Raw genomic sequence first — 24166 nt, 5'->3', positions numbered from 1 at the left:
CGAAGGTTCGAGTCCTTCATGGCTCACCAGTTTTTACAATCGATATGCGGTCGTGGCGGAATTGGCAGACGCGCTAGATTCAGGTTCTAGTGGTGGCAACACCGTGGAGGTTCAAGTCCTCTCGACCGCACCATCAATTCGATACCATGCGGACGTAGCTCAATTGGTAGAGCGTCGCCTTGCCAAGGCGAAGGTCGCGGGTTCGAGCCCCGTCGTCCGCTCCATGATGCGTATGCAGGTCTCTCACCCGTTCCGGGTTTACCCTCGTGGTAATACACGAAGTAAAGCTCGGGTACTTCAGATCTGGCTGCGCATAGAAGAAATGATCGACGAGGAGTTGCCAGTGGAAGCGAGCCCCGTCGTCCGCTCCATACATCATGTGCCCTTAGCTCAGCTGGATAGAGCGTTTGACTACGAATCAAAAGGTCGGGAGTTCGAATCTCTCAGGGCACGCTTTTCTATTCCTCAAATAAAGCAGCTTGCGTCATGTTTCGCTTGTGAGGCCATAATTCAATAAACAATCGGGAAGTAGCTCAGCTTGGTAGAGTACTTGGCTTGGGACCAAGGGGTCGCAGGTTCGAATCCTGTCTTCCCGACCATGATTTTTGCCGGGGTGGCGGAATTGGCAGACGCAACAGACTTAAAATCTGTCGGGAGTATCTCCCGTACCGGTTCGAGCCCGGTCCTCGGTACCATCGTTGTTATGCGGGTGTAGTTCAATGGTAGAACTCCAGCCTTCCAAGCTGGTCGCGTGGGTTCGATTCCCATCACCCGCTCCATCAGATAGAAGAAACAGGCACTTATTGAAGTAAGTGCCTGTTTTTTTATGCTCTCATTATAGATTGATACCTGCGATTGAATTGAATTTATTAAAACCGGTAACCCGACCAATCTCTATATAAATGAGCTAAATAAGTCTTTTGGCCCAGATTTTTCGACCATCGACAATATGTGAGGAGTTCGACAAGGTCAATGGACTTTGTCGAAAGTTGTCTTAAGGTTTGGGTAGTAGAAACATATGTTTTCGTGTAGAGTAGGGTCTAGATCGCTTACTCGAAAGGTAAACGGATCTCTTGCCTCGCCCTCTGTCATCAGAGGGCATTTTTTCGCTTTCGATAAAAAGCTCGTTGTCCACACGAGCACGTCTCTGTTGTAAAGGGGAGCAGCTTCGTCCAAAGCGATCTAAACAGCCCGAACATGACAAACAGGTGAGAATGAAAAAGCTTCTTTCGAGCAAACCTCGAAAGAAGCTTTGTTTATGCCAAAGGCAGTGTAACGATAAAACGGGTGGACTCGCGGGTAGATTCGCAGGAAATCGTTCCATTGTGCTTCTCGATGATGTTTTTGCAGATCGACAGACCAATCCCGGTTCCATTTTGTTTCGTCGTAAAAAAGGGCTGAAACAAGCTTTCCAGGATGTCTGGCGGAATCATTTCCCCGTTGTTTTCGACCGAAAGCTGTACCATGCCATTCTGACAAGCTGACTGAACCCGGATCATCTTTTCGGGTCTTCCCTGGACAGCGTCGATAGCATTGGTCAAAAGATTAACGACGACTTGCTTTAACCCTTCTTCATAGCAGCTCAGCATACAGGGCTCAATCTGTTTTTCAAACCCGATATTTTCAGCCAGAAGCCGAGGTGTAATGAGAAGCTCTACCTCGTATAGCAAATGCTCCACATCAACCGTCTTAAAGATTTCATCCAGGATTGGCTTCTTGGAAAAGCTGAGAAAACCGGTTATTTGCCGATGCAGGTTTTCAAATTCATGCATGACCACTTGGATATAGGACTGGAGCTTGTCCTGGTCGCGAGTCGATTCGGCGATCAGCTTCAAGAAGCCTTCGATGGCACACAACGGATTTCGGAGCTCATGTGCCATATTAGCAGCAATCTTGCCCAACATGGTCAATTTGTCGTTATGCAGGAAGGAGATCGTTTCTTCCTTTTTCACAAGCTCTTTATTAATCAGTTGTTCAAAATGGTAAACAGCCCAAAAAATGCTTTCATCCATGGCCTTCCCCAACTGCGTTTCGAGGTAAATCATGTGTTCAGTTGTCAGCGACCACTTGAGCAGCTCCGGCTTGATCACACGCCAAAAGACATTTCGATACAGCTGATAGGTGCGTAAGATCGACGAAAACGGGTACTCCTGGGAACGCAGCCATTCCCCCATTTCCAGACACCAGGTTTGCATATCCTCTTCGACATTTTCAACCAGATAACGTGCCAACAATACGGTACGCTTCTCCGCAAAATCGCGAGGGATCGTCAGCGGGGTTTCCATGCTCAAAACGATCTCCTGCAACCATAGCGTAGTGATGGTCGGCCCCATATCCAGAATTTTTTGTGAAACGTTTTGAAGGTTCAGAGAGACAGTTTCCACCATATCTTATCCCACCCCACTCATATCGTACGGAAGGATGTCCAGAAAAACAAGGTATATATCTCCTATATTGCGTTGAAAATTGTTTTTTTATGGAATTTTTGTTCAACAAAATCCGAGTATTCTCGTCTTTATTCGGGAATAGAAAAGCGCTCATGAGGGGGCATCTGGGAGCATAGAGTAAGAAGGACAACCGTAAATCGGAATCGTCGGGCGGGGGAAGGGCGAAAAAGAAGTCGGTTAGGGGAAGAGCAAATAGAAGTCGGTTAGGGGAAGGGCAAATAGAAGTGGGTAAGGGGAAGAGCGATGGAGGGGCAATTTTGGATTGGCTTGCTGCAAATTTTTCTCATCGATCTGGTACTCAGTAGTGACAATGCCGTTGTTATCGGGATGGCTTGCCGGGGGTTGCCGCCAACAGAGCGAAAAAAAGCCATTTACATAGGAACAATGGGAGCGATCGTGCTTCGTGTTCTGCTGACCGGGATGACGACCTGGATGCTGGACATCCCCTTGGTAAAAGTAGTAGGAGGAGTTCTGCTTTTGTGGATCGCCTGGAAGCTCATGTTTGGCGATCAGGAGGAACCGACGGAGGTGTCCTATAGCCAAAATGTCTCGCAGGCAGTCAAAACGATTATTCTGGCGGACTTTGTCATGAGTCTCGACAATGTGTTGGCGGTAGGCGGCGCTGCTGACGGAGACTTGCTCTTGATCTTGATGGGATTGGGTATGAGCATACCACTATTGATGTGGGGAAGCTCGCTGGTCGCGCGTTTGATTAACAGATTTCCCAGCTTGTCCCTGCTCGGCGGCGGGGTACTGGCGTACACGGCCACGGAGATGTGCCTGGAGGACCCTTACGTTTGGAAGCTTCTCAATCCGTTGCTTTTAAATCATGCGTGGATTCCATTTTTGGTTGCGGGCGGCATCGTCGCATTCGGGCGCTACTGGAGAACGACTGGCTGAATCAAGTCTTCCTCCGGCAGCAGCCCGGTGTTTTCTTCAAGCAGGATCGGGCATACTACGAATACAGAAATACACAGCTAGAAAGGAACCGATTTGGAGATGAACACGGGCATCTTGATCTTGTGGGGGATTTGGGACGAGCTTTATCAGCGCTGCACCAGGCTGCGATATATTGAAAAAGGCAACAATATCTTTCGCATTGTCCGCATGCGCTACCGTGGTGAACCGCTCGTCACCTCGGATAATCGCGTCATTTCAAAAGGCGATCTGATCTTAAAACTGCATATACACAATTACTACTTCGCGACCCTCAGCAAAGGCGTAAAAGATGACCTCAGAGTGGCTTTGCTGCTCAGGCAGCAAATCATGCGTTCACTGCCGCAGCTAGCCAGTTACCTCAATAATATGGAAGAGAGGGACGAGATCAAAGGAATCGTCGGAACAACAACCCTGAGCAAAGGGGTAACCCCTTTGGGCTTCTCCGTTTCCAATGTGCCGATGAGCTGGTTTTTTCGATACAAACGCTGGTACCTGAAGCTGATGATTCGATTTATTCATCCGGATGGAAAGAAAAGGATGAAAACATGGGATCAGGACGTCCCGTTAAAGCGGGTGTACATGTCCAAGGAAGAGCTGTTGCGAAGGTATCTCATGCAACAGCCCGAACGAGCAGGTGATACGGTATGAGCGCGAAGCGAATCTTGCTCGTTACCGAAGAATGGGCGGGAAGCGGTCACCGCATGGCCGCCGAAGCACTCGCTGAAGCTCTGATAGAGCTGCGGCCCACAGCTTATGTAAAAGTAGTGTCGGGCCTACAAACAGCAAGTCCGGCGTTGCGGGAAATCTCCCGCTTTTTTTATCTGCACATGCTCCGGTACAACCCCGGATTATGGCAAAAAATGCATCGCAACGACAAAAAGTGGGCGGCCGTGCTTAACAAACCGCTGGCAGTCTGGCTCTCCAGAAGAATGGTTCGGGAATTGATCGATCGGGAAAGACCTGATGTTGTCGTTGCTACGCATGCGTACTGCTTTTCCGCGCTCGCTGAAGCAAAGCGGAAAGGGGCCAAACCCTATCAGCTTGTTGGTGTTCCCACCGACTTTTGCGTCCATCGATTTTGGATTCATCCAGAGACGGATGCTTACGTAGTTGCCCATGAACAACTGGCCGATCCGATTCGGGCAGATCGTCGGCTTGAGAGAACACCTGTACTGGAGTATGGCATTCCGATCCGCCGCACTTTCCAGTCGTCTGCCCTCCAGGATAAAGCTTCCTGGAAAGATCAGCTTGGCCTGGGCCCCCAGCAGTTTACTGTGTTAATAAGCGGAGGTGAAGGGGGATATGGCTCGATGGAAGAGGTGATTCGCGTTTTGATGCGCGAGCCGGAGCCTCTCCAAATCGTTGTGATTACAGGAAAAAATCACTCTCTTCAGGAGAAATTGGTCAGGCTGACATCCTCATGTCCGCCTGTTCATAATGTCATCGTCAGAGGATATGAGCCCGAAATATGGAAATGGATGTCTGCTGCGGATGTGTTTCTTACCAAACCGGGTGGAATCAGCATCGCAGAAGCCCTTGCAGTCCAAACGCCCCTTGTCTTGTTTCAACCGCTGCCAGGTCAGGAATGGCGGAATTTGTCCTTTCTTCTCAAGCACGAAGCTGCTTTTTATGCACGTACGACAGATGAAATCAGCCAGATCGTACGGCAGCTTCGATACTCCCCTGCAGAAAGAAAGGATGTGAGCCAAAGAATGGCTTCCTTGAGCAAACCGAATTCGGCAGAGCAGATTGCGAAATATCTGCTCCAGCTATAACGCTATAAATTGCCAGTGAAAATCAAAGTGACAGAATGAATGAAAGAGGGGGTCAACAGACATATTAAGCTTACAACCAACGAGGAGGTGATTACAGATGGCAAACAACAACGGTGGTTCCCGTAACAACCTTCTGGTACCGCAAGCTAACCAAGCTCTGGATCAACTGAAGTACGAGATTGCTGCTGAGTTCGGTGTTCAACTGGGAGCAGACACCACTTCCCGTCAAAACGGTTCTGTTGGAGGAGAGATCACTAAGCGTCTCGTTTCCTTCGCTGAACAACAATTGGCTGGTCGTGCATAACCAAATAGGTTGAATGTCGGAAAGGCACCATAACGGTGTCTTTCCTTTTTGTTAGTATTTGTAAAATTTTTACAGTTCGCTTTTTTAAAAGCGTGGGATTAAATGCCTGCAGTTGGTTGACTCTATAGGTGCTAGGAGGTGAATCAGATGACAGTTGCATCCCAAGTGAAGCAGACGCTGGCAAGCTTAAAGGGAGCTCAAGCGAATCTGGAACAATTTGCGCTCAGCACCCAAAATCAGCAAGCGAAGCAGTTGTACACACAAGCTGCACAGCAGACAGAGTCGATCGTGACCAATCTGCAGCAGCGCGTTACCGAGCTTGAAAACGAGGAGCCTCAATACAAAGGCTTCTAAGTACCTTTCAGGAAACAGGAGAGGGGCTTCTCTCTCCTCTTCTCTAGTACATGAGCGGGAGGGTTTATGCGTGCCCGATTGGTTAAATATCGCACTGCGCTCACTCGGAGCTGTGGTCTATCTGTTCATCCTGACAAAAATTATCGGCAAGCGTCAAATCAGGCAATTAACGTACATTGAATACATTGTCGGCATTACGATCGGCTCTATCGCCGCCTTCATGGCAACAGAGATGGACGGCCCTATCTACCACAGCCTGATCGCTTTGACGGTGGTAGCAATCTTTCCTGTTTTGTTTGAATGGCTGGCTTTAAAGAGCAAGGTTCTTCGGGATTTTTTTGAGGGAAAAGCGACGATCTTGATCAAGGATGGCAAGGTGTTGGAAGACAACCTGAAAAAAGAGCGGTGGACCTCTGAAGACCTGATGGAGCAGCTGCGAATCAAAAATGTGTTTCGCGTGGCCGACGTCGAATTTGCAGTGATGGAGACCAGTGGAGAATTGAGCGTGCTTTTAAAATCGCAGCATCAGCCAGTGACCCCGCAGCATCTCGAGCTTGAGGTGTCGCCGGCAGAGGAGCCGCAAGCAGTCATCATGGACGGGATGATCATGGATGAGCCGCTGTCGAACATGGGCTTGAACCGTTCCTGGGTACGGGCTGAGCTGCAGAAGGCCGGTGTCGCCCTGGAAAATGTCTTTCTCGGCCAGGTTGACAAAGGCGGTCAGCTATACCTCGATCTGTATGACGACAAAATCAAAGTGGCTGAGCCGCAGGCGTTGAAACTAACCTACGCGCAGTTGAAAAAGTGCCAGGCCGATCTGGAAGTGTTTGCGCTGTCTACGAAAAATCAGCAGCAAAAACTCGTGTACCAAAGAGACGCTGAAGAACTGCAAAAGGTTATGGATCAGGTCAAGCCGCTGCTGACAAGATAGGGAAGAAGGGAAAACAATGGCGGATCAAAAAAAGAAAAAGCTTACCCCCGTCCAGCAGGAGTATCAGCAGTTAGCCAAACGTCACGAGCCCCCTCGCCCTTTGCTGCGCAATTTTACGCGGGCGTTTTTCACAGGGGGGATTATTTGCCTGATCGGGCAAGGCATTCAGGAGATGTTTATCCGGTACTTTGACTTTACGGAAAAGACGGCCGGAAATCCGACAACAGCCGTGCTCATTTTTCTGTCCGCTCTTTTGACAGGGCTCGGTGTATACGACCGGATTGCACAATGGGCAGGAGCCGGGACAAGCGTTCCGGTAACCGGTTTTGCCAATTCGATTGCATCAGCCGCTATCGATCACCGGAGCGAAGGCTTTGTCCTGGGAGTGGGCGGAAACATGTTCAAACTGGCGGGATCGGTGATTGTGTTTGGAGTTTTTTCCGCATTCGTGATCGGGATCGTGAAAACGTTGATCAAAATGGGAGGATAAGCCATGCGACAAGGGCATCAAACATGGGTGTTCCCTTCGAGGCCGGTCATTCTCAGTACGGCTGCCATCGGCGGTCCTTTCGAAGCAAAAGGACCTTTGGGAGAGGATTTTGACATCACGCATGGGGACCTCATGCTTGGACAAGACAGCTGGGAAAAAGCCGAAAAAGTTCTGTTGGAGGAAGCTTGCGACAAAGCATTGGAAAAAGCAGGCCTGCAAAAGGAGCAAGTCCATTTCTTGCTTGCAGGCGATCTGATGAATCAGATCATTACGTCCAGCTTCTCTGCCCGTACATTGGGTATCCCCTACATCGGCCTGTTTGGAGCTTGCTCGACAGCGATGGAAAGCTTGGCGCTTGGTGCGCTATTGGTAGACAGCCAGTCAGCCGACTACGTATTGGCTGCTACCGGAAGCCACAACGGGGCAGCAGAGAAACAGTACCGCTACCCAACCGAATACGGTTCGCAAAAGCCGCCTACAGCCCAGTGGACCGTTACCGGAGCAGGTGCAGCTGTTGTGGGAAACAAGGGGAGCGGGCTGCGGGTTCATGCCGCGACGATCGGCCGCATCGTCGACATGGGGCTGAGCGACCCGTTCAACATGGGGGCGGCGATGGCGCCAGCAGCACTTTCGACGATTGAGACTCACTTCCGCGATATGCGGCTCCCGCACGATCACTACGATCTCGTCGTAACGGGAGATTTGGGAAAGGTCGGTCACCAGATCCTCTCGGAGCTTTTGCCGAAGCATAACGTCGATATTCCGCTGGATCGGTACATCGACTGCGGCAAGCTTATATACGGAGACAATCCGACTGTCTGGTCGGGAGGGAGTGGCTGTGGCTGTGTCGCTACGGTTACATACGGACATCTGTTGCGAAGGATGAGAGAAGGCGAATGGAAACGCATATTGGTCGTCGCTACCGGCGCCCTTTTGTCACCCATCTCCTATCAGCAAGGGGAAAGCATTCCCTGCATTGCTCATGCGGTCGCCATTGAAGCAGAGCATCCGGAGGAGGGGTAGCATGACGTTCCTGTGGGCATTTTTGGTGGGAGGCACGATCTGTTTGATTGGCCAGTTTCTGCTCGACGTCGTCAAATTGACGCCCGCTCACACCATGTCCTCTCTGGTCGTAGCAGGAGCTTTGCTCGATGGATTCGGCTTGTACGAGCCGCTTGTCAAATTCGCCGGAGCCGGGGCCACTGTGCCGATTACCAGCTTTGGCAACGCTTTGGTTCACGGAGCCATGCAGGAAGCGGAAAAACACGGGATTGTCGGCGTGATTACCGGCATATTTGAAGTGACGAGTGCAGGGATTTCGGCGGCGATCGTGTTTGGATTTTTTGCGGCGGTCCTGTTCAAACCAAAAGGATGAAACGAGAAGCATGGGCTTGAGCGATAGACGGCATGTATTGGCAAACATGCCAAAAACCTTGAATTGAACCTGATCTTCTCTCCCGATAGAATGGGGGCTTGAGGAGGGGGATATAGGTGTTTCAGAAAAAAAGCGGGATTGCCCTGTTTTTGTCTGTCCTGGTCGCTTTCTTGCTGGCTGTTCCGGCATCTGCTGCTCCCGTGCTTAAAAAGGGAAGCAGGACCGGTGACGTCTGGGATTTGCAGTATCGTCTGCAGGTGATAGGCCTGTATCAAGGGCCTTTGGATGGAATATACGGAAGCAAGACCACCCAGGCAGTCCGCCAGTTTCAAAAAAAGTACGGGATGCCTGCAGATGGAATTACAGGAAAAATGACATGGAAAAAGCTGAAGAAAGTTACCGTAAATCGATCCGAGATGCAAATGCTGGCCCAATTGGTTTATTCCGAGGCAAGGGGCGAGCCTTATGTCGGACAGGTGGCCGTTGCCGCAGTCGTCATGAACCGCTTGCAATCCAGCAATTTCCCCAACAGTATTCAAGAGATTATTTTTCAGCCTTATGCCTTTACGGCGATTGACGACGGACAATACTGGCTGACACCAGGGAAGACGGCATATCGAGCCGCTTATGAAGCGGTGCGAGGATGGGACCCATCGGGCAATGCCCTGTTCTACTTTAATCCCAAAACAGCGACTTCCAAGTGGATCTGGTCCAGACCTCAGATTAAAAAAATCGGAAGCCATATCTTTGCCAAATAATCGATAGTGATTGCTTTCGTACAGCTTTTCTTCTGATAATCAGATCAAGAAGTGGAGCGATATCAGCATGATGAGAGCCTTTCTGTCTGTCATTTCCGTGCTCATCATCCTCATGGCCTCGCTTGTTCCGGTTCACGCCGAGCAGGCTGATCCGCCAGTCTACATTTATATCAATTTGTGGGAGAACAAGCTGTACCTGCGGACGGATAAGGGGGAAGTACTAGCCTCTTACCGCATAGCACCGGGAGCTGTCGATACGCCCTCGCCCATAGGCCTGTTCACAGTCACGAAAAAATCGCTGAATTGGGGCGGCGGATTTGGTTCTCGCTGGCTGGGAATCAATGTTGAATGGGGGACGTACGGAATTCATGGGACAAATCGCCCTGAGCATATTGGACGGTACGTCAGTCATGGATGCTTCCGGATGAAAAACAAGGACATCGAGAAGCTCTACCCGCTTGTAAAAGTAGGGACCCCCGTCATCATAGACGGGCCGATCATGGGGCATGAAAGGCTAACTTATCGGGTATTGGTTCCGGGGTCGCGAGGAGCATTGGTCAAGCTTGTACAAAATCGATTAAAGGCGGCGGGCTATTACAATGGTCCCGTGCATGGTCATTTTGACAAACATTTTGAAAGGGCCGTTTTTCGCTTTCAAAAGAAAGAAGGCCTTGCAGTGACAGGGCAGATCGGTCTGGAGGACCTGGTCTATTTGGAGATCGTCGAGTGAGTGGAGTTGTCCGACGAGTAGATGAATCTACGATGTGGGCAGCTCCTTTTTTACTGCTGCTTTCGGTTCTTGTATACCAACAGAGGCTGGCAATCATTGAGGGTTGTTTTCTGAATATTTTCCTTTACAATAGTACAAAGAGATTTCCAGCAATCGACTACAGGAGGTTGATGATGAAAAAGATGCTGATTCTAGCCTCGCTGGCAGCTGTCATTTTCACGGGCATGCCAAAAGCAGAGGCAGAGACAACACGAGCAAACCTACCATACACCGATGTAGCCGGACATTGGGCAGAGAAGGACATTCAACAATTGTACATAACAGAGGTAATCGGTGATGCCAAGAGTTTCCGCCCAGACGATCCGATCACACGGGCAGAATTGATCACAATGTTTGTAAAAGCCAAAGGAGTCCAGCCAGCAGCACAGGAGGCATCACCCTTTGCGGATATTCCTTCGGGCGATTGGCTCGCGCCATATGCCATAACGGCGTATCGACTCGGCATCGTTCATGGAGAGTATTCAGAGGGAAAACTCGTTTTCAAGCCGGACGAGCTGGTAAGTCGAGAAGAGATGGTGTCGATGCTGATACGGGCAATGGGCGACAGCGGCAAGGTGAATCAGTTGCCTTGGTCCTCCGCGATTCAAACACTGCAGCAGTATCCGGATGGACGCAGCGTGGAAGAGGCTTATCAGCGGTCATTTGCATTTGCCCTGCAAAATCGGTTGGTGAATCCGTACCAGGATGGAAACCTGCAGCCACACCATGAAATAACGAGAGCGGAAGCTGCGACCTATACCGCTATCCACCTTTTGGAAAAAGGAGAAGAACAAAAAGCTCCTACAGGGACTCCCTTCACAAAAAAACTGACGGTTGAGACGACGGCATATACATATCCGGAGGACAAAGCGGAGGCGCTTTCTTATCTGGAATTCCCATTGCGTGTAGGGATTGTAGCCGTGGATCCTGCTGTTATCCCGCTGGGTAGCCATTTGTACATTGAAGGCTATGGGTATGCCGTCGCGGCTGATATCGGGAGCGCGGTGAAAAATAATCGCGTGGACCTGTTTTTCTCTTCGCGGGTGGAAGCCTTGAACCACGGGATTAAAGATGGCGTGACTGTTTACGTCCTCGACTGATAGATTTACCTTTTGCAACATATTTTCCCATCCATTCACTCATACTAACGGTGAAAGGATGGGGTTTTTTTGTTGGGCTGGATACTAATTGGACTCTTCGTATTTATTGTGCTGCTTGCCGCAACGCCTGTACGTATTTCCCTTTACTATGGCAGGGTCAGTGAAAACGATCACCTCGTCGTTGAGGTTTCGGCATGGTTTCACCGGATCCGGCGCAAATATGAGCTGCCGGTCGTGATGGTAAAACAGACGGAAAATGGCCCCGAATTGAAGGCAAAAGTGGAAACGGTGAGACAGGAAGAGAAGACGGCAGAAACGGTAAGAGGTGTAGGGAAGGATCAACTGCAGAAGTGGAAACAGAATTATCAGGTCATACTGGAACGCTTCCATGATTTTAAACCGGTTCTTAAGCAATTTGCCAAGCAGATTCGATGCGAACGGCTGGAATGGCACACTGTTCTGGGAACGGGCGAGGCTGCGGAGACTGGTGCGCTCCTCGGAGCGGTGTGGGGAGTGAAAAGCATTTTGATCGCGCTTTTCTCACACGCCATTTCTTTGCGGAGCATGCCGCGGCTTAGTGTGCAGCCTGTCTGGAATCAACCGGTCATTCGCACCCAAGCGAGGTGCATTCTCCACTTTTTCCTCGGCCATGTCTTGGTAATGGGGCTCCGTCTGCTGTTTCGCTTGAAAAAGGGGCGTGTCCACAAATGGGAGACGAGTCCCTCCGGGGCGTAGGAAAAGCGTACATGGCCTGTTCTTCTTTTGGGCAAGCTACTAGTTGTAAACAGTTTGCGCAAAACTGCATTTCACCCCAGTAAGGAGGAAATGATATGGCAGACCATCCCATTCAGGGTTTAATGAAGACCACCATGGAGAATTTAAAACAAATGGTGGATGTGAATACAATTATTGGAGATCCGGTGGAAACGCCGGATGGAAGTGTGATTCTGCCGATCTCCAAGGTTGGCTTCGGCTTTGCGGCAGGGGGCAGTGAGTTTCAATACGAGCGCGATCATCCGGGTGTGATCGGGCATCCTTTTGGCGGCGGAAGCGGGGGCGGCGTATCGATTACGCCTGTTGCATTCCTGGTCGTGGGCAAACAGGGCATCCGCTCCATTCCTCTCGAAAATTCCACTCATCTGTATGACCGTATTTTGGACAGCATCCCTCAATTCGTGGAGAAAATGCAGGGGATGTTCGGCAAAAAGGAAGAGGCCCCGGTCTCTTCGACTACCATCGTGACCAATGTCGATGAGCACGATCTGGAAGAACTGATTGAGCGAAGCTGATTGTTGGGGCATGAGGCAAAACGAAAAAGACAGGTTGGCCGCGCGGGGGCACACCTGTCTTTTTGTTTGGGATATTCACCACAACTGATTGATGATCAAGCCCGTGTAAACCGCTTGCCGGTAGAAGTGATTGGGCAAAAGAAACGAGGAGAATGCTCGACCCGAAGCATCTTCTTCGTTGAAGCCTGTCAAATTGGCGGGGGAAGCCGTCCTCCATTTTCCCGTCTCCCTTTCGACCAGCTGAGACACCTTGGATACGTCTTGTACAAAAGCAGAAAAATCGCGCTCGACAGAACGGGTCAGCGTCTCCTCGTCCAATTTCAACTGACCGTTGGGAGCAATGTGCAATCCGTAATCAGCAAGCCCCGATTGAACACTCCGGGCAATCTGCTCCAGTGATGCAGGGAGTGTGGTCGTGAAAAGGTTCGGCCTTTCTTCTACGAAAGCATGCAAGCGATTATAACGAGTCACCAGTTCCCGGGTTTTCTCCAGCAAGAGTTCGCTGTCCGGCTGGATAACCAGGGATGCTTTGCCCGGCTGGAGCAGGGTTGCGGCGACCTTTCCAGAAAGCTCCACCTGGTTGAAGGGGGAGCCGCTACGCGTCCCGTCCAGATCGTATTCGGCATCGGAGGCTTTCATAGCGACCTGATCGAGTCCGAGAGTGCGAACCACGGCCCCGTCTATATCGCGTAGCTGAAAAGCATGCTTTGCCCCCGTATGACTGGAGCGGAGGACCATCCGGCTCATCGTCTCTGAATATTCGATTGAAGCAGCCAGATCTGCCTGATGGATGACACCTGCCAAACGCTTAAGCAATTGTTCATGCGAATCGTCTTGCTTTGCCTGGATGGCGAGGATGTTCTCCTGTTGACCGATCGTCAGGGAAAACGTATACACGCCGGGGGGCAAGAGGGAAGGGCCGCTGCTTTCAGCCATGATTCCCCGATTTGTCTGCTGCGTTGCCAGGCGGATGACATCCAATTGGTAGCTGCCCGGCTCTGCCCCGGGGGCGGCTTTTGCCTGAGCGCGTTCCGGGTGGGAGCTCACTGCAACTCGCGCGTGCAGCACACTGTTTCTTCGCGAAGGGTCAAATTGCTTGGCAGCCTGGCTTAATTCGGCCGTATAACGATATAGCTGGGAGAGGGAGTCAGCCATGTCTGTCATCCATTGCTGTTGGCGCGTATAAAAGGGCTGCAGGCTGTATCCGACAATGGGCTGGACAGGACCGCTCAATTTGGCTTGAATCATCTGAAAGTGGTATGGACCCACCCGCCTGCTGTACGGAATCTGGCTGACCTGTGCTAGACGCACACCCATCTCCTCCTTTCACTTGCGTTTCATCTCCCTACCATTATAAGGCAATCCTATTCCATTTCAACAAGCAAGTCACCCGTTTCGATCGCATCTCCCGCTTTTACATGAACGGCTTTGATTTTCCCGTCCATTGGCGCTTGAATGGTGGTCTCCATTTTCATCGCTTCGCTGACCAAAAGATGCTCTCCCTTGCGTACCTTGTCGCCTGCTGTAACGAGAACTTTCAAGACTTTGCCCGGCATGGACGCGCCGAGCTGTCCGGGATCTTGCGGGTCGGCTTTGCGGCGGGCCAGCTCAGAGACCTTTGCAGCGTGATCGCGGATGAAAATTTCCCGAGGTTGGCCGTTCAATTCAAAATACATGATGCGCCGTCCGTCCGGATGCAGCTCGCCTACGGCGACAAGCTTGATAATCAGCGTTTTTCCGCGCTCGATCGTGATTGCCGTCTCTTCTCCCGGACGAAGGCCGTAGAAGAAGGTCGGGGTATTGAGCACGGACAAATCGCCGTATTCCTTCAAGCTTTGGTCATATTGCAGGAACACTTGCGGGTACATGATGTAGGACAGGACATCCAGTTCTGTCGCCTCTCGCCCGATTTTCTCTGTCAGTTCCAACGCTACCTTGTCAAAGTCTACCGGTGCCAGAAGCTCTCCCGGACGAGTCGTAAAGGAGTCGCGTCCTTTCAAGACAAGCGCCTGCAGTTCTTTCGGGAATCCGCCCGGAGGCTGTCCCAGGTACCCCTGGAAGAACTGAATGACAGAGTCGGGGAAATCGAGCCGCTCGCCTTTTTCCCAGATGTTTTCTTCGTTCAGTCCGTTTTGAACCATGAACAGCGCCATATCTCCGACTACCTTGGAGGACGGTGTGACCTTGACGATGTCGCCGAACATCTGATTGACAGTAGCGTACATCTGTTTTACCTCGTCCCAGCGGCCTTCCAGTCCGACAGCTTTCGCCTGCTGCTCGAGGTTCGTATACTGGCCGCCCGGCATTTCATGGATGTAAACCTCGGTATTGCTTGCTTTCATTCCGCTCTCGAATCCTTGGTAGTAGGGGCGGACATCCTCCCAGTAATCGGAAAGCTTGTTGAACGCGTCGAGGGATAGACCCGTATCCCGTTCGGTATGCTCGAGCGAAGCGATCAATCCGTTCAGGCTGGGCTGGGAAGTAAGCCCCGACATGGAGCTGACGCACGCGTCGACGATATCGACGCCGGCTTCAATCGCTTTTACGAGCATCGCGCCGCCGTTTCCGGACGTGTCATGCGTATGCAAATGGATCGGGATGCCGATCTCCTGCTTGAGAGCCCGCACCAGCTCGTAGGCTGCGTACGGCTTGAGCAGTCCGGCCATGTCTTTGATCGCGAGGATATGGGCTCCTGCCTTCTCCAGCTCCTTGGCCAGATCGACGTAATAGCGCAGCGTGTATTTGGTCTTCGATGGATCGAGAATGTCGCCGGTGTAGCAGATCGCCGCTTCGGCCACCTTGCCCGAATTGCGGACGGCTTCGATCGCTGTCTGCATGCCCGGCAGCCAGTTGAGGCTGTCAAAGATGCGGAAGACGTCGATGCCGTTCTCGGCGGACGCTTTCACGAAAGCGTGAATCACATTGTCCGGATAGTTGGTGTAGCCGACCGCATTTGCGCCGCGCAAAAGCATCTGGAACAAAATGTTGGGAATGCGCTGACGAAGTATTTGCAGACGCTCCCACGGCGATTCTCTGAGGAAGCGCATCGACGTGTCGAACGTGGCCCCGCCCCACATCTCCAGGGAGAAGAGGTCTGCTCCCAGCTTGCCGGTCGCTTCAGCGACAGCTGCCAAATCGTACGTCCGGACGCGAGTCGCAAACAGCGACTGATGGGCGTCGCGGAAGGTGGTGTCGGTTACGAGCACGCGCTTCTGCTCCTGAATCCACTTCACGAGGCCGTCTGCGCCTTCGCGCTCCAGAATTTGCTTGGTTCCGTCCGGATACGGCTGGGCAAAGGGAGTGCGCGGGATGCGCGGCGTATCGAAGTGCGGCTTCTTGTCCTGCGTGGACAGCCCCGGATAGCCATTGACAATCGTGTTGCCGATGTAGCTTAGAAGCTTGGTGCCGCGGTCTTGACGTCCCGGGAAAATGAACAGCTCCTGCTTCGTATCGATGAAAGACGTATCGTATTGTCCGCTGAGAAAATCGGGATGCGTCACTACGTTTTCCAGGAACGGAAGATTTGTTTTGACACCGCGGATGCGGAATTCCCGCAGCGTTCTGAGCATTTTCCGGGCGGCCTGGTCAAAAGACGTGCCGTATGTGGAGATCTTCACCAGGAGCGAATCGTAGTACGGTGTAATAATCGCCCCCGGATAGCCGTTTCCGCCGTCAAGCCGTACCCCGAAGCCTCCGCCTGAACGCCATGCCAGCAAGCGCCCGGCGTCGGGCAGGAAGTTGTTTTCCGGGTCTTCTGTCGTCACCCGGCACTGTATCGCGTAACCGCTCATCTTGATCGCTTCCTGGGAGGCAATGCCAATTTCCGGATCAGACAGGCTGTGCCCTTCGGCAATGCGGATTTGCGCCTGCACGATATCAATGCCTGTGATCAGCTCGGTAATCGTATGTTCCACTTGAATGCGCGGGTTTACTTCGATAAAGTAAAATTGACCGTCGGGCGTGAGCAAAAACTCGACCGTACCCGCGTTGGAGTAACCGGCTTCCTTCATCAATTTCAAGGCAGACTGGCAGATTTCCTCGCGCAGCGCATCATCCAGGGAAAGGCTTGGCGCGACTTCGACCACCTTTTGATGGCGGCGCTGCACGGAGCAGTCCCGTTCGAACAGATGCACAATATTGCCGTGTGCATCGCCGAGAATCTGCACTTCAATATGCTTGGGGTTTTCCAAATAACGCTCCAGATACACCTTGGCGTTGCCAAAGGCGGAGCGAGCTTCGGAACGGGCCCGGTCCAGAGCATCCTGGAGCTCATCCTGGCTTCGCACGATCCGCATGCCGCGGCCGCCTCCGCCAGAGACCCCCTTGATGATTATCGGATAGCCGTGCTCCTTGGCAAACAAAAGGGCTTCCTGAAGGGTTTCGATCGGCTCGGGTGTACCCGGAATAACGGGAATGCCTGCTTCGATGGCCATTCGGCGCGCTTCGACTTTGTCTCCAAACTTGTCGATCAAAGTGGAGGAAGGGCCAATAAAGATGATGCCTTCTTCAAGACAGCGCTGGGCAAATTCCGCATTTTCCGCGAGAAATCCATAGCCCGGGTGAATCGCATCGATATCGTTGCGCTTGGCAATTTCGATAATGCTCTCAATGTCCAGATAGGCTTCAATGGGACCTTTTCCGGCGCCTACCAGATACGACTCGTCCGCCTTGAAACGATGGATGGACACGTTGTCTTGCTCGGAATAGATCGCTACAGTGCGAATGCCCAGTTCAGTTGCTGCGCGGAAAATCCGAATGGCGATTTCCCCGCGGTTGGCGACCAGCAGCCGGTTGATTTTTCTCTTTGTCATGGTTTCTCCCCCTTTTTTACCCTAAGCACTTGTAAAGTGAATATTATATATAGAGTAAATATACAAAATTGCAGATACAGAAACACCTCTTTTTTTCTGAAATATCTTGAAGTAGGTGTAAATATTCATGACGAGAATCCTGCCCGTGTTCGTATATGGCTCTCTGCTTCCCGGTTTCGGCAACCACAATAGGTATGTCAAGCCTTACCCGCATACGCTTCAGCCTGCGATAGTACGGGGACATTTGTACCATTTTTCTGCCGGTTATCCCGGCTTGCTGCGGGGCGAATCGGGGACTGTGAAAGGAGCGCTGCTCACATTTTCCAAAGACGTCTATGAAGAAGCACTGGCCGGACTGGACGAGCTGGAGGACTATTTCGGACCAGGCGACCCTCGCAATGAGTATGAACGGGTGGAGGAAAGTGTCATGAAAATGCCTGGAGGAGAAGAAATCCGGGCATTCCTCTACAGGTATGTAAAGGAAGACTGGGCCAGACGGGAAGGGATTTACATTCCGTCGGGAGATTGGGCCGGGTTTATCAAAGACAGGCAGAGGGACAGCAGGCAGGGTGAATAGCAGCTACCGGATTTGCCCAAAATGGTAGGGAAAGGAGGGGACCCTGCCATGGACTTTTTGCAAAAGACCCCGGCCGAAATTTGGCGCATGCTGATACCGCCTGCAAACTGGATGTTTTGTGAAGAGATGCCAGAGGACGAGCTGATCTTTCATTATCGCGATTCGATTTACTTTATCAACGAGGACGGATCGGTGCTGGCTCTGCCGAAACCGGCGTGTTTTGAACAGCTCGATCTGGAAACGCTGCTGGAATGGCTGGCAACGTCGGAGGAGACTGTCGATTTCGACGATAACGGGGAATTTGATTACGGCTTTGTACTGAAGCAGATGGGATTCGTCGTGCCGACCCGCAGGCCCCGTGAAACAAGTTCGTTTCAAATTGAAATCATCAACACGGTTCTCCCGCAATCGATGTGCACGCGCTACGAGCTGAAAAAAGTAAGCTTTATATTAGCGCTGTATCACGCCCTCATGCGCTGCCATGAGCTGAACAGGCGGAGCGGCTGGGAGTACGAGCACGAAATCAAAAGCATTACCAAACTTGAACAAAATCAGATCGGCGGATTGCGACTGAATCTGTAATTTCCCTGTTTCCATAGTGAAAATCGTAGAAAAATGAGGTATGATTGAGAAGGTACATAACCTACTATCATTTTGTGAGGAGGAAGATTTGATGACATCTGCAGTAGAACGCCATGGCGCATTTACCTTCAAAGGCAACCCGGTTACCTTGCTCGGACCTGAAATAAAGGTAGGGGACACCGCTCCTAATTTTACCGTATTGGCTAACAACCTGACCCCTGTGACTCTGGATGATTCCAAAGGCACTGTACGCGTGATCTCTGTCGTTCCGTCTCTGGATACTGGCGTGTGCGACGCGCAAACCCGCCGTTTTAACGAAGAAGCTGCAAAGCTGGACGGCGTAACCATCCTGACGATCTCTGTCGACCTGCCGTTCGCGCAAAGCCGCTGGTGCGGTGCTGCCGGCATCGACAAGGTGCAAACGCTGTCTGACCACCGCGACCTCTCCTTTGGTCTGGCATACGGCGTAGCGATCAAAGAACTGCGTCTTCTGTCTCGTGCAGTCTTTGTCGTGGATGCAAACGACAAAGTCGTTTACGCAGAATACGTTCCGGTTGTCGGCGATCATCCGAACTACGAAGCTGCGATCGAAGCAGCCAAAGCGGCGAAGTAATCGATTCCCGCCAACATTTTTGCGTCTACTGTCAAAAATACCAGCCTCCTTCCACGTGAAGGAGGTTTTTTTATGGAAAATGTTGTTTGCCCCTGTATAATAAATGAACAAATCATAACGCGTCTACATTCAGGGCAGGCAAAGAACGAATAGCCGCGAGGAGTGAGGGAAATGAGGCCAGATAAATTAAAGAGAGGCGACGAAGTCCGAGTGATTGCCCCGAGCAGAAGCATGGCGATCCTGTCGCAGGACGTGAGAGAGCGGGCGCAAAAAAGATTGGAATCGATGGGCCTAACGGTAACGTATGGAAAACATGTGGAGGTTTGCGACGAGTTTGTTTCCAGTTCAGTCGAAGAGAGGCTGCAAGACCTCCATGAAGCGTTTGCCGATAAGAACGTAAAAGGTATTTTGACAGTGCTGGGCGGATTCAACAGCAATCAGCTGCTTCGCGGCATCGATTATGAGTTGATCCGAAGCAACCCCAAAATACTGTGCGGGTACTCGGACATCACGGCACTGTCCAATGCGATCTATGCCAAAACAGGATTGATTGGCTTCTCGGGCCCTCATTTCTCCACATTCGGAATGAAAAAGGGAGCCGAGTACACGATCCGCCTCTTTCAAAGCTGCTTGCTGGAGGGGGAAGCGGGGGCGGCTAGAGAAGCCGAAGCGGGACCGCTCCAAATCACGCCTGCCTCTGAATGGAGTGACGACGAATGGTATTTGGATCAGGAAAATCGCAGCTTTATCCCGAATGAGGGCTACCTTTTGATTCAGGAAGGAGAGGCGGAAGGGACACTCATCGGCGGCAATCTGTGTACGCTCAATCTGCTGCAGGGTACAGAGTACATGCCTGACTTGCAAGGAGCGATTCTGTTTATCGAGGACGACCGGGATGTGTCTCCTTCGACGTTTGACCGGGATTTGCAATCATTGATTCATCAGCCGTCCTTTTCCGGCGTGAAAGGAATCGTCATCGGCCGGTTTCAAAAAGCTTCGCAAATGACCCGGGAAAAGCTCGTCCGGATCATCCGCAGCAAACCGGAGCTGGCAGCCATGCCGGTGGTCGCCAATGCTGACTTTGGGCATACCAGTCCGATGATCACGTTTCCGATCGGCGGCAAGGCCAAAGTGACAGCGAGCAGCGGTCAGGTGTCACTTTGGATAAAGTAGGTTGCCGACAGACCGGAGCCTTGTCAGCAGTACAGATCGCGTCCCCCGCGAAGCTGCAAATACGCTTCCTTCAGCCACGGATGGATCACTCGAAGCTTGGTGCGCTGCGCCCATAAATAGTCAAGGTAAACGAAGGCGGCGTCGGCCAAGCGAGGATCGACATGGAATTGCTCAGCCAATCGAATCGCTTCTTTGGCGACTCGCTCGGTATGCTCGGCAATATGATCAAGCTGGTGGTAACGAAGCAGCGAAAGAGCGTCTTGTCGGACGTTTCCGCCAAATGGAAAGTTCTTTATCCATGTGGAAAAGCTTTTGTCCATTTTCATCGACTCCTGAAGGTTTCTCCTCTGTATAGGGATAGAAGACCCGGTCTTCTGTGCATTGTTTTCATATTGCGATACAATTGGAAAACCGTGGGGGTTTAAAAGGGCTTTCCCACATCAGTGGCCTTCGACAGGACGCGCACAGCTGTTTTTGATATACTGGCAGGAGTTGAAGCGACAGAAGGTGTGACTGCATGTTGGAAGAGCTTTTGCAAATAACAGCCGCCAAACGGCATGAAGGCATGACCATCCGCGACGTGCTGCAAAAAGACTTCGGCGTCTCCCGGCGCTTGCTGGTCAGGGCGAAGTACCAGGGGGATATTACGCGAAACGGTGTTTCCGTCTATGTGACAGAGCGGTTGAAAGAGGGAGATGTCGTTCGCGTACTCGTCCCGGCCGAAGAAGAAATGCTCGCACCCGAACCGATGGACTTGAATATTCGCTACGAGGACGAGGACATTTTGGTCATCGCCAAACCGGCGGGACTCGTCGTCCACCCGACGGGGAATCACAGCAGCCATACACTGGCAAACGGCGTGGCGCACTACTGGCAGGAGCGGGGAGAGCAGCGGAAATTCCGTCCGGTCAATCGTTTGGACAAAGACACGTCAGGACTGATGATCGTAGCCAAAAACCAGTGGGCGCACGAGCAGTTCAGCCGTCTCCAAAAGGAACGCCAGCTGCACCGATACTATATAGCCATCGTCGAGGGTGTGTGCGATGAGACAGAAGGTGTCATTGACGAGCCGATCGGTCTTCGCGACGACTCCATCATTGCGAGGGAGGTTCGAGCGGATGGCCAGCAGGCCGTAACCCGTTTCAGGGTCAGGCAGCGGGGAGCTGGCATGAGCCTGGTGGAGCTGAAGCTGGAAACGGGACGAACGCATCAGATCAGGGTCCATATGAGCCATCTGGGTTATCCGTTAGCAGGCGATGACATGTACGGGGGGAGCAGAGCCCACATCGGGCGGCAAGCGCTGCATGCAGCGAGGCTCCATTTTGCCCATCCTCGGACGGGACAGGAAATGGAGTGGACGGAGCCGCTGCCGGAGGATATGGCCTTGCTGTACAGGACGTTTTTTGCCGGCGAGGGACTGGCATGAAATAGCTGGAGTGAAAAACGTATAGATAAAACCGTTTATAGAAAAAACGCTTTTGCCTCTGGCAACCGAAAAGCGTTTCCGGTATGATAAATATACCAATGAAAAAACAGTGAGCAATGGAAATTGCTGGTCGTCTGCGGAGGAATTCCCGCAAGGTCTTCTTCGTTAGCAGACTGAGCCCAGCGTACGTCAATAAGCTTGATCGGGTGCCCGCGAAAATGGATGATACCGTTTTCGGGCTCCTTGCTTCAGCTTGTTCGTATGCTGGGCTTTTTTGCTTTCATTTGCTTGTCTGAAGCCGGGGCTGGGGCCCGTAGGAGAGGAGGGAGAGCATGTGAAGCTGGTATCGTATCGAATGCAAGAACAGCAGGCGTGGAGAGCCGGAATCTTGCGGGAGGACCGCATCGTAGACATCGCCTCCAGCCTGGCGGGGGCGCCGCCGGGGATGCTGGAGCTGCTGGATGAGTGGGAGAGGTGGATAGAGCCCTTGCAGCTTCTGTCACAACAGGCTGGGACTCCTGCCGAAGGGCAGTCTTTTCCTTTAGAAGCTGTCTTGCTTGGATCGCCGCTGCCTCGTCCCCGAAGCTTTCGGGATTTTTACTCGTTTGAAGCGCATGTCAAGACGGCTCGCGCACGCCGCGGGCTGGAGATGATTCCGCAATGGTATCATTTCCCCGTCTTCTATTTTTCCAATGCAGCCGCCTTTGTCGGCCCGAATGCTTATGTGAAAAAGCCAGCGACGACCAAATGGCTCGACTATGAATTGGAGCTTGCCTGCGTAATCGGCAAGGAGGGCGTTGACATCCCTGTCGAGCAGGCGGATCGCTACATCGCCGGTTACTGCATCCTGAACGATTGGAGCGCACGCGACCTTCAGCGGGAGGAGGTAAAGGTAGGGCTGGGCCCGGCAAAAGGCAAGGACTTTGCCACTTCCATGGGTCCGTGGCTCGTTACGCCAGACGAGCTCGCCGATGTTTGCATAGCCGGCGAGGAAGGCAATCGCTTTGCGCTGACGATGGTCGCAAGAGTGAACGGCATCGAGCTGTCCCGCGGCTATTTTCAGGACATTCACTACACGTTTGCCCAGATGATCGCCCGCGCTTCCGCTGATTGTCCGCTTTACCCCGGCGATGTCATCGGTTCGGGTACAGTCGGGACGGGGTGCATCCTCGAGCTGGGGACGGAGCGCCACCGATGGCTGGAAGCCGGTGACGTGGTGGAGCTGGAGGTCGACAGGCTCGGCGTATTACAAAACATCATTTCCGAATAGGAGGGTTCGCAATGGCATTTTACCACCGCTTGGGTGAGATTCCGAAGAAGCGGCATACGATGTTTCACAAGCCAAACGGGGAGCTGTACCGGGAACAGGTCATGGGAACAAAAGGCTTTTCCGGCATTCAATCGATTTTGTATCACCATCATCCGCCGACCCAGGTCCGCTCGACGAAAAGGGTTGCCGACGTAAAGCCGGAATATGTCGAGCAAGCCGATCTCAAGCATCAGCATTTCAAGACGTTCGATGCGCCGGCAGGAGGCGACCCTGTTTCGGGCAGAACGTATTTGTTGGGCAATAGCGACGTCGTGCTCGGCGTTTGCGTTCCTACAGACGAGATGAACTACTTTTACCGGAATGCGGACGGGGATGAACTTCTGTTCGTCCATCAGGGAGAAGGAGAGCTGCAGACGATTTTCGGAACGATTCCGTACTGCCCGGGAGATTATTTGGTGATTCCGATCGGTACCACCTACCGGATTGAAATGAAGACGCCGAGCCGATTCCTCGTCATCGAATCCCAGAACGAGATCGTTCCGCCCAAGCGCTACCGCAACGAGCACGGGCAATTGTTGGAACATTCGCCGTTTTGCGAAAGGGATATCCGCGTGCCGGAGAGGCTGGATACACATGTAGAGGAGGGCTCCTTCGAAGTTCGGGTCAAGCGTCAGTCCACCTTATACAGCTACATGTTTGATTTTCACCCTTTTGATGTGGTGGGCTGGGATGGATATCTCTATCCGTACGCGCTCAGCATTCACGATTTTGAGCCGATCACCGGAAGGATTCATCAGCCGCCGCCTGTTCATCAGACCTTCGCCGGGCAAAATTTCGTCGTCTGTTCCTTTGTGCCGAGACTGTACGACTATCATCCGCAGGCGATTCCCGCCCCTTACTTTCACAGCAATGTAGAAAGTGACGAGGTGCTGTATTACGTCGACGGCAATTTTATGAGCCGCAAAGGCATCTATGAAGGGTCCATCACGCTCCATCCAATGGGCATTCCGCACGGGCCCCACCCGGGGAAAGTGGAAGCGAGCATCGGCAAAAAGGAGACGAAGGAGCTGGCGGTCATGCTGGATACCTTCAAACCGCTGTATGTGACGAAGCAGGCATTGGAGATCGAAGACCCGGACTATATGAACAGCTGGCTTCCACCTGTGTCGCCGGAGTGAAAAGG

General features: G+C 52.1%; 25 protein-coding genes and 7 tRNA genes (1 of these 32 cut by a window edge). 28 read left to right on the top strand and 4 right to left on the bottom strand.

Features of this window, described 5'->3' with window-relative positions; genetic code table 11:
- The 7 genes from NSQ24_RS18600 to NSQ24_RS18570 all read left to right on the top strand — a co-directional run.
- Positions 1-29 (top strand) — tRNA-Lys (locus tag NSQ24_RS18600) (it extends 47 nt beyond the left edge of the window).
- Positions 30-46: 17 nt separating this feature from the next.
- A tRNA-Leu gene (locus NSQ24_RS18595) sits at positions 47-133 on the top strand.
- Positions 134-148: 15 nt separating this feature from the next.
- Positions 149-224 (top strand) — tRNA-Gly (locus NSQ24_RS18590).
- Positions 225-379: 155 nt separating this feature from the next.
- Positions 380-453, top strand: a tRNA-Arg gene (locus NSQ24_RS18585).
- A 69-nt stretch (positions 454-522) separates the two neighbouring features.
- Positions 523-599, top strand: a tRNA-Pro gene (locus NSQ24_RS18580).
- Positions 600-607: 8 nt separating this feature from the next.
- Positions 608-695: transfer RNA gene (locus tag NSQ24_RS18575), tRNA-Leu, on the top strand.
- Positions 696-705: 10 nt separating this feature from the next.
- Positions 706-779: transfer RNA gene (locus tag NSQ24_RS18570), tRNA-Gly, on the top strand.
- A gap of 477 nt (positions 780-1256) precedes the next feature.
- On the opposite strand, the gene NSQ24_RS18565 is transcribed toward NSQ24_RS18570, so the two are convergent.
- Positions 1257-2387 carry a HAMP domain-containing sensor histidine kinase gene (locus tag NSQ24_RS18565; protein WP_003386727.1) on the bottom strand — a complete coding sequence of 377 codons (1131 nt, stop codon included), beginning with the start codon at positions 2385-2387 and terminating at the stop codon, positions 1257-1259.
- Between the two features lie 303 nt (positions 2388-2690).
- Between NSQ24_RS18565 and NSQ24_RS18560 the strand changes: the two genes are divergently transcribed.
- The 14 genes from NSQ24_RS18560 to ytfJ all read left to right on the top strand — a co-directional run bounded on the left by NSQ24_RS18560 (position 2691) and on the right by ytfJ (position 12531).
- On the top strand, positions 2691-3347 hold the full coding sequence (locus NSQ24_RS18560; RefSeq protein WP_039070863.1) for a TerC family protein: 657 nt from the start codon (positions 2691-2693) through the stop codon (positions 3345-3347).
- 99 nt (positions 3348-3446) lie between these two features.
- Positions 3447-4034, top strand: a complete 588-nt coding sequence (locus NSQ24_RS18555; protein ID WP_003386724.1) for a hypothetical protein — start codon at positions 3447-3449, stop codon at positions 4032-4034.
- The gene (locus NSQ24_RS18550; protein ID WP_024985680.1) at positions 4031-5161 is read left to right on the top strand and encodes a glycosyltransferase; all 1131 of its coding nucleotides are present in this window, start codon (positions 4031-4033) and stop codon (positions 5159-5161) included. Before NSQ24_RS18555 ends, NSQ24_RS18550 begins: the two co-directional genes overlap by 4 nt.
- A 97-nt stretch (positions 5162-5258) precedes the next feature.
- Positions 5259-5465: an alpha/beta-type small acid-soluble spore protein gene (locus NSQ24_RS18545; RefSeq protein ID WP_003386721.1), complete on the top strand. Its 207-nt coding sequence runs from the start codon at positions 5259-5261 to the stop codon at positions 5463-5465.
- 147 nt (positions 5466-5612) lie between these two features.
- Entirely contained in the window at positions 5613-5819 is a 207-nt protein-coding gene (locus NSQ24_RS18540; RefSeq protein WP_003386720.1) for a DUF1657 domain-containing protein, read from the top strand.
- A 70-nt stretch (positions 5820-5889) separates the two neighbouring features.
- On the top strand, positions 5890-6750 hold the full coding sequence (locus NSQ24_RS18535) for a DUF421 domain-containing protein (RefSeq protein WP_003386719.1): 861 nt from the start codon (positions 5890-5892) through the stop codon (positions 6748-6750).
- Positions 6751-6766: 16 nt separating this feature from the next.
- Positions 6767-7240: a stage V sporulation protein AC gene (gene spoVAC / locus NSQ24_RS18530; protein ID WP_003386718.1), complete on the top strand. Its 474-nt coding sequence runs from the start codon at positions 6767-6769 to the stop codon at positions 7238-7240.
- Positions 7241-7243: 3 nt separating this feature from the next.
- Positions 7244-8263 carry a stage V sporulation protein AD gene (gene spoVAD, locus NSQ24_RS18525; RefSeq protein WP_003386717.1) on the top strand — a complete coding sequence of 340 codons (1020 nt, stop codon included), beginning with the start codon at positions 7244-7246 and terminating at the stop codon, positions 8261-8263.
- Position 8264: 1 nt separating this feature from the next.
- On the top strand, positions 8265-8615 hold the full coding sequence (spoVAE, locus tag NSQ24_RS18520) for a stage V sporulation protein AE (protein WP_003386716.1): 351 nt from the start codon (positions 8265-8267) through the stop codon (positions 8613-8615).
- Positions 8616-8758: 143 nt separating this feature from the next.
- Positions 8759-9373, top strand: coding sequence for a spore cortex-lytic enzyme (sleB, locus tag NSQ24_RS18515; protein WP_194247002.1), 615 nt, complete (start codon positions 8759-8761; stop codon positions 9371-9373).
- Between the two features lie 67 nt (positions 9374-9440).
- Positions 9441-10103, top strand: coding sequence for a L,D-transpeptidase family protein (locus NSQ24_RS18510; RefSeq protein WP_172920644.1), 663 nt, complete (start codon positions 9441-9443; stop codon positions 10101-10103).
- Between the two features lie 173 nt (positions 10104-10276).
- Entirely contained in the window at positions 10277-11242 is a 966-nt protein-coding gene (locus NSQ24_RS18505) for an S-layer homology domain-containing protein (protein ID WP_003386712.1), read from the top strand.
- A gap of 69 nt (positions 11243-11311) precedes the next feature.
- Positions 11312-11977, top strand: coding sequence for a DUF2953 domain-containing protein (locus tag NSQ24_RS18500; RefSeq protein ID WP_327956075.1), 666 nt, complete (start codon positions 11312-11314; stop codon positions 11975-11977).
- Positions 11978-12072: 95 nt separating this feature from the next.
- Positions 12073-12531, top strand: a complete 459-nt coding sequence (gene ytfJ, locus NSQ24_RS18495; protein ID WP_251247574.1) for a GerW family sporulation protein — start codon at positions 12073-12075, stop codon at positions 12529-12531.
- A gap of 75 nt (positions 12532-12606) precedes the next feature.
- Here ytfJ and NSQ24_RS18490 read toward each other — a convergent pair whose 3' ends face one another.
- The gene (locus tag NSQ24_RS18490; protein ID WP_327956077.1) at positions 12607-13842 is read right to left on the bottom strand and encodes a flagellar cap protein FliD N-terminal domain-containing protein; all 1236 of its coding nucleotides are present in this window, start codon (positions 13840-13842) and stop codon (positions 12607-12609) included.
- A gap of 53 nt (positions 13843-13895) precedes the next feature.
- Complete coding sequence (gene pyc, locus NSQ24_RS18485) at positions 13896-17342, bottom strand: pyruvate carboxylase (RefSeq protein WP_031933477.1); 3447 nt, start codon at positions 17340-17342, stop codon at positions 13896-13898.
- Positions 17343-17469: 127 nt separating this feature from the next.
- Here pyc and NSQ24_RS18480 point away from each other — a divergent pair, with 127 nt between their 5' ends.
- From NSQ24_RS18480 to NSQ24_RS18465, 4 genes are all read left to right on the top strand, one after another.
- Complete coding sequence (locus NSQ24_RS18480; RefSeq protein ID WP_003386707.1) at positions 17470-17919, top strand: gamma-glutamylcyclotransferase family protein; 450 nt, start codon at positions 17470-17472, stop codon at positions 17917-17919.
- A gap of 48 nt (positions 17920-17967) precedes the next feature.
- Positions 17968-18501, top strand: a complete 534-nt coding sequence (locus NSQ24_RS18475; RefSeq protein ID WP_243015032.1) for a hypothetical protein — start codon at positions 17968-17970, stop codon at positions 18499-18501.
- Between the two features lie 91 nt (positions 18502-18592).
- A complete protein-coding gene (tpx, locus tag NSQ24_RS18470; protein ID WP_003386705.1) occupies positions 18593-19114 on the top strand; it encodes a thiol peroxidase in 522 nt (173 codons plus the stop codon).
- A 171-nt stretch (positions 19115-19285) separates the two neighbouring features.
- A complete protein-coding gene (locus tag NSQ24_RS18465; protein ID WP_031933475.1) occupies positions 19286-20287 on the top strand; it encodes a S66 peptidase family protein in 1002 nt (333 codons plus the stop codon).
- Positions 20288-20310: 23 nt separating this feature from the next.
- Here the strand turns inward: NSQ24_RS18465 and NSQ24_RS18460 are convergent, their stop codons facing one another.
- Positions 20311-20607: a hypothetical protein gene (locus NSQ24_RS18460; protein ID WP_003386702.1), complete on the bottom strand. Its 297-nt coding sequence runs from the start codon at positions 20605-20607 to the stop codon at positions 20311-20313.
- A gap of 197 nt (positions 20608-20804) precedes the next feature.
- On the opposite strand from NSQ24_RS18460, the gene NSQ24_RS18455 reads away from it, so the two are divergent.
- The 3 genes from NSQ24_RS18455 (at position 20805) to NSQ24_RS18445 (ending at position 24161) form a co-directional block, all read left to right on the top strand.
- The gene (locus tag NSQ24_RS18455) at positions 20805-21713 is read left to right on the top strand and encodes an RluA family pseudouridine synthase (RefSeq protein WP_003386701.1); all 909 of its coding nucleotides are present in this window, start codon (positions 20805-20807) and stop codon (positions 21711-21713) included.
- 334 nt (positions 21714-22047) lie between these two features.
- The gene (locus NSQ24_RS18450; protein ID WP_003386700.1) at positions 22048-22983 is read left to right on the top strand and encodes a fumarylacetoacetate hydrolase family protein; all 936 of its coding nucleotides are present in this window, start codon (positions 22048-22050) and stop codon (positions 22981-22983) included.
- An 11-nt stretch (positions 22984-22994) separates the two neighbouring features.
- A complete protein-coding gene (locus NSQ24_RS18445) occupies positions 22995-24161 on the top strand; it encodes a homogentisate 1,2-dioxygenase (protein WP_039070873.1) in 1167 nt (388 codons plus the stop codon).
- The last annotated feature ends 5 nt before the right edge of the window (positions 24162-24166 follow it).

This window comes from Brevibacillus sp. FSL L8-0520 (assembly GCF_037963895.1).
GTDB classification, from domain to species: domain Bacteria; phylum Bacillota; class Bacilli; order Brevibacillales; family Brevibacillaceae; genus Brevibacillus; species Brevibacillus borstelensis.
Note: the sequence above shows the minus strand (reverse complement) of the source record. Positions and strands in the feature narration are given on the sequence as shown.